This is a genomic window from Lyngbya sp. CCY1209, assembly GCF_055795065.1.
Genome location: NZ_JAYFER010000665.1, coordinates 1 through 9,581, shown reverse-complemented (window position 1 = coordinate 9,581; position 9,581 = coordinate 1). Strand labels below are relative to the sequence as shown.

Below are 9,581 nucleotides of genomic sequence, written 5' to 3'. Positions count from 1 at the left end.
TTTTCATGATTCAATTATATACATGATTCAATTATATATAGGTGGGAGCAACCGTCCCCGGTTGCAGCCGCTTCTGGGTGGGGGATTTTCATGATTCAATTATATACATGATTCAATTATATATAGGTGGGAGCAACCGTCCCCGGTTGCGGCTGATTCTGGGTGGGCAAGCGCAGAGGCTTGCCCCTACCCGTTTTTTTTCTGATTCTGATGGTTCCCCCGGGCAAGCGCAGAGGCTTGCCCCTACGGATTTTTCCTGAAATTGAGGATATTTTCTGCCGTGATGTCCGGCCGTTCCAGGTGGGGAACGTGACCGCAATTTTCGATCCAGATCAGTTTTGAATCGTCGATCGCGTCCCGAAATTTTTCGGCATCTTTCGTGCCCAAAATGCGGTCGTTTCTGCCCCACAAAATTAACGTGGGCTGCCGAATTTCCGAGAGGCGATCGCGGAAAGAACCGTAGCCGCCGCTTTTGGTAAAACTCGCCAGAGCCCGGTTCCAATTCGGCGAATCCAAGTGCCACGCCGCGCAGATGCGGGCATCTTCGGAGGCGAAAGTTTTGTCGAAATAGGCGTTCTCGCTGATGCTCTGGCGGACTTTGGGATGGCGGAGAAATTCGGTGGCAAAATAGTCCAAAGGGGGAAACAAAAACTTTCCGGCGATCGGTCCGCGGCTGATCCCGGCGCTGTCGAGCAACACCAGAGATTTCACCGCTTCGGGATAATTGAGGGTAAAATCGATCGCCGTGGCGCCGCCCATCGAAGCCCCGACCAAAATCATCGGTTTGGCGATCGCGCATTCCCAAAACCCCCGCAGGTGGGCGAGAATGGTGGCGGGGCTGATGGATAAATCCGGCGATCGCTCCGTAAACCCGAACCCCAACAAATCCACCGCCCAGGTTTCATTCTGGGTTGCCAACAGCGGCAGCAACCGGCGAAACTCCAATACCGAACTGTCGAAACCGTGAATCAACAAAATCGGGTCGCCCCCCGCCCCCCGGCGGACGAAGGTGGTGAGCACGGGGGTTTCCCGCAGGGAGGTGGGGACGGGTTTGGCTTCGATAGCCTCAGCCAGGGCGACGGACGTCGATTCGGTGAGGGATGGGGACAGGGGGGGCAAACAGTTGGGAAACATCGGAAGCGATCGCAATAACTTCACCCATTTAACCGCAAACCCCGAACCGTTGACTACAAACCGGCGTGGTACAATTCTCCGTAAAGTTGTAAATATACAGCCACGAGTTTTCAGTTCGCCCGGGTCGGCTCTGTGCCCCATATCTTCGGCGCTCCAAACCCTATACTATAGACAACCTGTAAGATTATCCTGTTCTTGCCATGCTCAAAGCTCTGCTGGGCGATCCCAATGCCCGCAAACTCAAAAAATATCAACCCCTGGTGACGGATGTAAACGTCCTGGAAGAAGAGATGCGATCGCTCTCCGACGAAGAGCTCAAGGCCAAGACAGGAGAGTTCCAGCAAATCTTAGCAAAAGCCAAAAACCGGGAAGAACGACTCCAAATCCTGGACGAAATCCTTCCCCAAGCCTTCGCCGTCGTCCGGGAAGCCTCGACGCGGGTGCTGGGGATGCGGCACTTCGACGTCCAGGTTCTCGGCGGCATGATCCTCCACAGCGGCGAAATTGCTGAGATGAAAACCGGGGAAGGAAAAACCCTGGTGTCCACCCTCCCCGCCTACCTCAACGCTTTGTCCGGGGAAGGCGTCCACATCATCACCGTCAACGACTACCTGGCCCGCCGAGACGCGGAATGGATGGGACAGGTGCACCGGTTTTTGGGCTTGAGCGTCGGACTCATCCAGCAGGGCATGGGACCGGAAGAACGGAAGAAAAACTACCGCTGCGATATCACCTACGCCACCAACAGCGAGGTGGGATTCGACTACCTGCGGGACAACATGGCGACCTCGATGGAGGAGGTGGTGCAGCGGCCGTTCAATTTCTGCATCATCGACGAGGTGGACTCGGTTCTGATCGACGAAGCCCGGACGCCGCTGATCATCTCCGGCCAGGTGGAACGGCCGAGCGAAAAGTACATCCGCGCCGCCGAAGTGGCCCGGGCTTTGAATAAAGAAGAAGACCACTACGAAACCGACGAGAAAGCCCGCAACGTGCTGCTGACGGACGAGGGATTCGCGGCGGCCGAGGAGTTGTTGGGGGTGACGGACCTCTACGACCCCAACGACCCCTGGGCGCACTTCGTATTTAACGCCCTGAAGGCGAAGGAACTGTTTATAAAAGATGTCAACTACATCGTCCGCGATGGGGAAGTGGTGATCGTGGACGAGTTCACCGGGCGGGTGATGCCGGGGCGGCGCTGGAGTGACGGATTGCACCAGGCGATCGAGGCCAAAGAGGGACTCGAGATCCAGCCCGAAACCCAGACGTTGGCGACCATCACCTACCAAAACTTCTTTTTGCTGTACCCGAAACTCTCCGGGATGACGGGGACGGCGAAGACGGAAGAGGTCGAATTTGAAAGAATTTACAACCTGCGGGTGACGGTGGTGCCGACCAACCGCCCCACGGGTCGGGCAGACCTGTCCGATGTGGTGTACAAGACGGAGCGGGGGAAATGGATCTCCATCGCCCAGGAGTGCGCGGAAATGCACCAGATGGGCCGTCCGGTACTGGTGGGGACGACCAGCGTCGAAAAGTCGGAGGTACTCGCGAGTCTGTTGTCCCAGCAGCAGGTGCCCCACAACCTCCTCAATGCCAAGCCGGAAAATGTGGAGCGAGAGTCGGAGATCGTCGCCCAGGCGGGACGCAAGGGCGCCGTCACCATCGCCACCAACATGGCGGGACGGGGGACGGATATCATCCTCGGCGGGAACGCCGACTACATGGCGCGGTTGAAGCTGCGGGAATATTTCATGCCCCGGATTGTGAAGCCGGAGGACGAGCGGGAATTGGCGATACCTCAGATCCCGGGCGCGTCCCGGCGCGGCAAGCCGCAGGGGTTTAGCCCGTCGGGTCAGAAGCCGAAATCGTGGAAGGTGTCTTCGAGCATTTTCCCCACGGAGTTATCGAAGGGGACCGAACAGAAGCTGCGGGATGCGGTGGATTTTGCGGTGTCGATGTACGGGGAGCGGAGTTTGCCGGAACTGCGGGCTGAGGATATTTTGGCGGTGGCTGCGGAGAAGGCGCCGACGACAGACCCGGTGGTGCAGCGGATGCGGGAGGTTTACCAGGCGATCGTGGCCGAGTATGAAGGGTTTACCTCGAGGGAACACGAGGAGGTTGTGTCCCTGGGGGGTTTGCACGTCATTGGCACGGAGCGCCACGAGTCCCGCCGCATCGACAACCAGTTGCGGGGACGGGCCGGACGGCAGGGGGACCCGGGATCGACGCGGTTCTTCCTGAGTCTGGAGGATAACTTGCTGCGGATCTTCGGCGGGGAACGGGTCGCCGGGATGATGACCATGTTCCAGGTGGAAGAGGATATGCCCATCGAGTCGAAGTTGCTGACGCGATCGCTCGAAAATGCCCAGAAAAAGGTGGAAACCTACTACTACGACATCCGGAAGCAGGTGTTCGAGTACGACGAGGTGATGAACAACCAGCGCCGCGCTATCTACGCCGAACGCCGCCGGGTTTTGGAGGGGCAGGATCTCAAGGAACAGGTGATCAAGTACGGCGAACAGACGATGGACGACATCGTGGAGGCCTACATCAACCCGGATCTGCCCTCGGAAGAGTGGAACCTCGATACCCTGGTCGAAAAGGCGAAGGAGTTCGTCTACTTGTTGCAGGATCTGATGCCGGAACAACTGTTCGACATGACCGTTGAGGAGATCAAAACGTTCCTGCACGAACAACTCCGCAACGCCTACGACATCAAAGAAGCCCAGGTGAACCAGATCCGCCCCGGACTGATGCGGGATGCGGAGCGGTTCTTCATCTTGCAGCAAATTGACTCCCTGTGGCGGGAACACTTGCAGCAGATGGATGCCCTGCGGGAGTCGGTGGGACTGCGGGGGTACGGCCAGAAAGATCCCCTGATCGAGTACAAGCGGGAGGGCTACGAACTGTTCCTGGACATGATGACGGATATCCGCCGCAACGTGATTTACTCGATGTTCCAGTTCCAGCCCCAGCCGGCGGTGGCTTAGGAAAAAAAGGCTTGACAATCTGCCAAAATCGGCTATAGTGATTGGCAAGTGTGAGGAGTGAGGTCTTAAGGAAGAGGTGCTTGGGGTCGAAACTCGGCCAGACTCCCAGGCGCCTTTTCCATTTTTAGAGTCCCGTGCGCGGGAGTTGGGAGTCGGGAGTCGAGAATCGGGAGTCGGGAGTCGGGAAAATGACGACCCACCCCATCGAAATTGAAGTTTTGCACAATTTGTCTGTCAAGTCGGCATCTCGAAACTGCTAAAATTTGGGATTTCGGAACCACCGGCGCAGGTTGTCCCGCCACAGACTCGGACGATCGCCGGGACGGATTTCGGTATTGACGACGGAGAGCAGGAAGGGAACGCCGCCCACCCGCGCCGCCATGAGGACGTGGAGGGCGATCGCGACGATCATCGCCGTCCAGGAGATCAGGTGAATATTGTACCAAATGTGATGGACTTCCCCCGCCGGAAGCCAGTTTTCGTCCTGGAATTTGCCGGAAATGACGGCGAGGGCGAGGGCGGCGAGGGCGAGGGTGTTGGCGAGGCGGTGCAGGGTGTACCACCAGATCGGGCGCCCCACCTGTTTGAGATGTTGCGGGGAGTCGGCTTGGATGAGGCGCTTTTGTCCCCGGCGCAGGCTGTAGTAGGCAAAGGCGATCGCGATAAAGAATAGGAAAAATCCGAAGGTGCCGTGGATGTCGATGAGGCTGCGATATTCCCGGTTCAACAAGAAAGAACCGAAACGGCCGTCGTAGCTCTCGTAGACGAGGTAGCCGGTGATGAGGGACCCCATAACGAAAAGGGCGCTGAAGCCGTGTAACAGGCGAAATAGCAGGGGCTGGTACGGTTTTGAGCGAGCCATGACAGTTGCTTTTTGCAGATATTTCTCAATAGTATATCCCCAAAATGGCGGATTTTTCAACCGGGGCGATCGGCGATCGTTCTTCTGCAATTCCCCCTGTCATTTTGGGCAAAAAAGCGGTATCATAGAAAAGAAAAAGCCATTCCAAAGGGGTGAGTTCTGTGGTTGGCTCGGACGATGAAATATGGGTAAATGTGAGGGTTAATCGGAAGCTGTGGCGACAGTTTCAGGAGCGATGCACGGCGGCGGACGCGATGCCGTCGGAGGTGTTAGTGGCATTGCTCGAAACCTATCTAGCCGCCCCGAGCTGCAACGGAGCGATCGCCCCCCCTGCCCCCTCAGACGATCACGGCGATCGCCACATCCGGAAGGTTGTTGCAGATTATTTGCAGCAAAATTTGGAATCCCAAGTGGTCGAAATTATGGAGCGACATTTATCGCCGCCGCCCGGGGAACGGCCGACCCAATCTTTCGCACCGCCGGACCCACCGCGATCGCGCCCCCCCAATTCCGAGTTGAAAAGCGCCCGAGAATTGGCCGAAATTTTGGGCGTTTCCCCCCCCTACATCACCACCTTGAACCGCCTCGGGGAACTGCACAAACGGGGATGGAAAGATTCGGGAGTGCGCCGGGGAAAAACCATCCTCTATCAGCGGATTTCCCCATCTTGAAAGGGGTGACAATAAGAATTTGAGTCAAAATAGAGAGCGTCAACTCGTCCGAAACTGAACATGGCAACTTACGATTGGATCGTGGTGGGGGCCGGAATTACCGGCGCTTCCCTCAGCTACGAACTCGCCCAAACCGGATTTTCCGTCCTGCTCATCGATCGCTTCCCCACCCCGGACAACGCCACCCGCTACAGTTACGGCGGAGTCGGATACTGGGCCGGCCACACCGATCTGACCCGCGAGTTGTGTCGGGAAGGGAAGGAGCGCCACCTGGTTTTGTCGGAACAGTTGGGCGTCGATACCCAATTTCGGGAAGTCGATCTGGTGCTGACGGTGCCGCGCGATCGCGATCCGGAAGCGGTTGCGGCCCACTATCCCCCCTTCGTCACCCCCCTGCGGCGGGTGGACGTCCGAGAAGCCTGCGAGTTGGAACCCCTATTGAACCCGGATGCGATCGCCGGAGCTTTCACCGTCCGCCACGGGCACATCTGCCCGGAAGCCCTCAACCGGGGCTACTGCTCGGCGTTTCAACGGCTGGGGGGAACCTTCCAAACCGCGATCGTCTCCAACCTGACTCGGGAAGGAAACCGCATCACCGGAGTCGTCGCCGACGGGGAAACTTGCCCCGCCGCCAACGTCGCCATCTGTGCGGGGGGGATCAGCCGGGAACTGCTGAAAACGGCGGGAATCCCCCTGAGACTGCATTTCACCCACACCGAAGTTTTGGAAACGCCACCGGTGGACGTGAAATTGCGGAGCATCGTCATGTCGGCGGAGATGGAACGGTTCAGCCTGGAGGCGACGGCGACGAAACCGGAATTGGAGAAACTGTGGGACGAACCCGGAAACGAACTGGCGCCCTATATTATCGATACCAGCGCGGTGCAGCTTTTGGACGGGCGGGTGAGGATGGGCCAGCCGTCGCGGACCTTGAGCGATCCCTGCGCGGCGGTGAGTGCCGCGGAAAGCACCGCGACGATCCGAAGTGCGATCGCCCAAATTTTGCCCGACCTGGCCGATTTGCCCGCCACCTGGCACCATTGTCTGGTGGCGTTCACGGCGGACGGTTTGCCCTTGGTGGGGGCGATCCCCGAGTTTGAAGGCGTCCACATTTTCTCGGGATTCAGCAATCCGCTGGTGTTCGTCCCCCCCCTGGCGCGGCGGTACGCCCGATATGTGGCGGGGGAACCGGATGCGATCGTCGAGCAATTGTCGCCGCGGCGGTTGTGAGAATTGATTCCGAATCTATTCAAATTTGCCCGGTTGGAAATTGGCATTCAACCAAATGTTGGCGATTTCTTCGATGCGCCCCGACTCCGACAATTCCAGGATGGCGACGTTTAACTTCTGCCTCAGAGGGCTATTTGGGGGGAGGGCGAATCCGTAGGCTTCGATGGTGATCTTAAAATTCGCAAATTTCAAATCCAACTCCGGGTTTTGATTGAGATAATATTGGAGGGCGGGTTTGTCGAAGACAACCCCCTCAACTTGCCCTTCTTCCAAGAGGCTGACGGCTTCTTGCAGGGATTTTGTTTTGCGTAGATTCGCCCCGTAGTCAGTTGCCCATTTGGCTCCGGTGGTATCGACGACGGCGGCGATCGCGGTATTTTGCAGGTCTTCCGGGCGGGTAAATTTTTCGCTGCTGATATCGGAAAAAGAGAGGGTAAAAGCAGTTGCTAACCCCGCCGTCAGAGAGGAAGCCGTCAGCATGGTGACGATCATCCAAATTCCGGCGATCGCCCGCCCGACGGGGGTGACAGGGGTATAGTCGCCGTAACCCACGGTCGTCAGCGTCACCAGGGCACACCACATCCCGTTTCCCACCCCCCGCCGGTAGGATTTCGGGAATTGTTCGCTGTTGCGATCGCGCTCGGCCAACCACAGCAGATTTCCGACGATAAAGAGTAAAATCATCAGTACGACAATTGATGACAAAACGGCGATGGTAAAAAAAGGCCTGATTTTTTGCCATAAACTGGTCGATGTATTTTCGGTTAAAATCGCGATTTCTGCCAGGTAAAATGCCTGGGTAAATGCCACCTCTTCGGCGCGATCTGCGGTGATGCTGATGGAACCGATCGCCAGATCTAAATTCCCATTCTGCAAGTTTGTTAGACTTTCGGAAACGGTTTTTTGCTCGATGAGTTGATATTCCAAGTTCTCCATTTGGGCGATATCCTGCCAAATGTCGATGCTGATTCCTTTAATTGTCGAATCTTCGACGATCACAAATGGTGCGCTGCCCGCAACTCCCACGCGCAGGGACTGAGCCGGCGCGGGTTCCTGAAAGCTGAAAGAACCGGCGATCGCCACGTTTACCAAAACCAAAATTTTTCTCAATCGCAACTTTAAAAACATGGATATTCTGTTTTTACAAACCGCACAATTATAACATTTAAATGGATGGACTCAATGGCCAGTTAGACTCTTGTTTCCCGACTTCTCCCCTCCGTATTTTCTCGGCTATTTGATCCGATCGGGGACGCCAGACACAGCGCCCTACGAAGGTGGGGGGTTAACGTTTATTTTTTCCGGTGTTAGGATTGACCTACGGGTTGGGAATGGCATCATGGCAAACCGAACGGTTTTGGGTGTATCGATCGCGATCGCGCTGGCGGCGGGGGGAGGCGCCCTCTGGGTGGAACTGCAACAGCGGGAGGCGATCGAGGAAGCCGAGGCGTTGGCGGCATCGGCGGGAACGGTGGAAACCCTGTCCGACTACGACAGCCTTTCGACGGCTTCCGACTACCTGGAAGCGGCGATCGCACGCCTCGAAAATGCGCCGACATTTCCCGGACAGTCGGAGTTGGAAGAACTGACGGTTCTGCGATCGCAGTTGCAGGCGGTGGAACGGAAGCGGGAACCCGAAAAAAAAGCCCGGGAACAGTTCGAGGATGCCACCAAACGGGCGATGTCCGCTGCGGAATTGGTGCAGAACCCGCCCCACCCCCCGCAGGTTTGGGAAGAGGCGGAACGGCAGTGGCGGCAGGCGATCGCCCAGTTGGAGGGCATTCCGGAGGGCACCGCCACCTTTTCGGATGCTCAGGGGAAATTGACAGGATATCGGGAAAATCTGGCGGTGGTGAGCCGATATGCGGCGCGATCGCGGCAGGCCGTGGAACTGAACAATCGCGGCATGGAACAAATCAAATCGGGGGATTATACCGGGGCGATCGCGACTTTAAATCGGGCGATCGAACTCAATCCCGCCCTCGTCCAAGCCTACCTGAATCGGGGCTTCGCCTACGCCGCCACGGACAGCCACCAGTCCGCCCTCGCCAATTATAATATGGCAATTCAGGTGGATTCGTCAAGCCCCGACGCCTACTATTTTCGCGGGGAAGAACACCTGCAATTGGGCAACTACCAAGATGCGTTGACGGATTACAATAAGGCGATCGAACTCGACCCAGACCGGGCTAACGCCTATTTAGATCGGGGGTTCATTTACTACGAACTCGACAACCCCAAAAAGGCGGCGGACGACTTCACCAAAGCGGCGGAACTGTTGGAGGACAGCGGCGAACCCGCCACCCGAGAATTGGCGTTAAATCTCGCCCGAGATATCCGGGCGACGTTGGCACCGGAACCCGCCGAAAGCGAACCGTCTGCGGCCGCATCCCCCACATCCGAAGAAGAAATGGAGGAAGACGAACCCGAGACGATTATTATTTACCGCCAACAGCGGGTCAAACCCAGCTATCGCAGCCGTTCGAGAGGTCGCCGGGGTCGGCGGTAATCGGGGTGTGGGGTGTGGGGTGTGGGGAGGGAAGAGAAGAGAGAAGAGAGAAAAGAGAAGAGAGGAGAGAGAAAAGAGAACTTCTTCACTGCTGATATCAGATCCGGTTTTTTGACCGCAAAACCTTCCCAATCATCTTCAGATGATTTGAGCTGTTAGCTTGGGAATTGATTCCCAAGCGG

General features: G+C 57.1%; 7 protein-coding genes. 4 read left to right on the top strand and 3 right to left on the bottom strand.

What is annotated here, in order from left to right:
• Positions 1 to 243 precede the first annotated feature (243 nt).
• Positions 244 to 1,134, bottom strand: coding sequence for an alpha/beta fold hydrolase (locus tag AC0QHF_RS27490; RefSeq protein ID WP_324707473.1), 891 nt, complete (start codon positions 1,132 to 1,134; stop codon positions 244 to 246).
• 200 nt (positions 1,135 to 1,334) lie between these two features.
• Between AC0QHF_RS27490 and secA the strand changes: the two genes are divergently transcribed.
• Positions 1,335 to 4,127: a preprotein translocase subunit SecA gene (gene secA / locus AC0QHF_RS27485; protein ID WP_324707472.1), complete on the top strand. Its 2,793-nt coding sequence runs from the start codon at positions 1,335 to 1,337 to the stop codon at positions 4,125 to 4,127.
• A gap of 256 nt (positions 4,128 to 4,383) precedes the next feature.
• Here secA and AC0QHF_RS27480 read toward each other — a convergent pair whose 3' ends face one another.
• Entirely contained in the window at positions 4,384 to 4,989 is a 606-nt protein-coding gene (locus AC0QHF_RS27480; protein ID WP_324707471.1) for a cytochrome b/b6 domain-containing protein, read from the bottom strand.
• Between the two features lie 194 nt (positions 4,990 to 5,183).
• Here AC0QHF_RS27480 and AC0QHF_RS27475 point away from each other — a divergent pair, with 194 nt between their 5' ends.
• Together AC0QHF_RS27475 and AC0QHF_RS27470 are read left to right on the top strand one after the other, a co-directional pair.
• The gene (locus AC0QHF_RS27475; protein WP_324707470.1) at positions 5,184 to 5,660 is read left to right on the top strand and encodes a hypothetical protein; all 477 of its coding nucleotides are present in this window, start codon (positions 5,184 to 5,186) and stop codon (positions 5,658 to 5,660) included.
• A gap of 60 nt (positions 5,661 to 5,720) precedes the next feature.
• Positions 5,721 to 6,890: an NAD(P)/FAD-dependent oxidoreductase gene (locus tag AC0QHF_RS27470; protein ID WP_324707469.1), complete on the top strand. Its 1,170-nt coding sequence runs from the start codon at positions 5,721 to 5,723 to the stop codon at positions 6,888 to 6,890.
• Between the two features lie 15 nt (positions 6,891 to 6,905).
• On the opposite strand, the gene AC0QHF_RS27465 is transcribed toward AC0QHF_RS27470, so the two are convergent.
• A complete protein-coding gene (locus AC0QHF_RS27465) occupies positions 6,906 to 8,018 on the bottom strand; it encodes a transporter substrate-binding domain-containing protein (protein ID WP_324707468.1) in 1,113 nt (370 codons plus the stop codon).
• Between the two features lie 211 nt (positions 8,019 to 8,229).
• Here AC0QHF_RS27465 and AC0QHF_RS27460 point away from each other — a divergent pair, with 211 nt between their 5' ends.
• Entirely contained in the window at positions 8,230 to 9,399 is a 1,170-nt protein-coding gene (locus AC0QHF_RS27460; RefSeq protein WP_324707467.1) for a tetratricopeptide repeat protein, read from the top strand.
• The last annotated feature ends 182 nt before the right edge of the window (positions 9,400 to 9,581 follow it).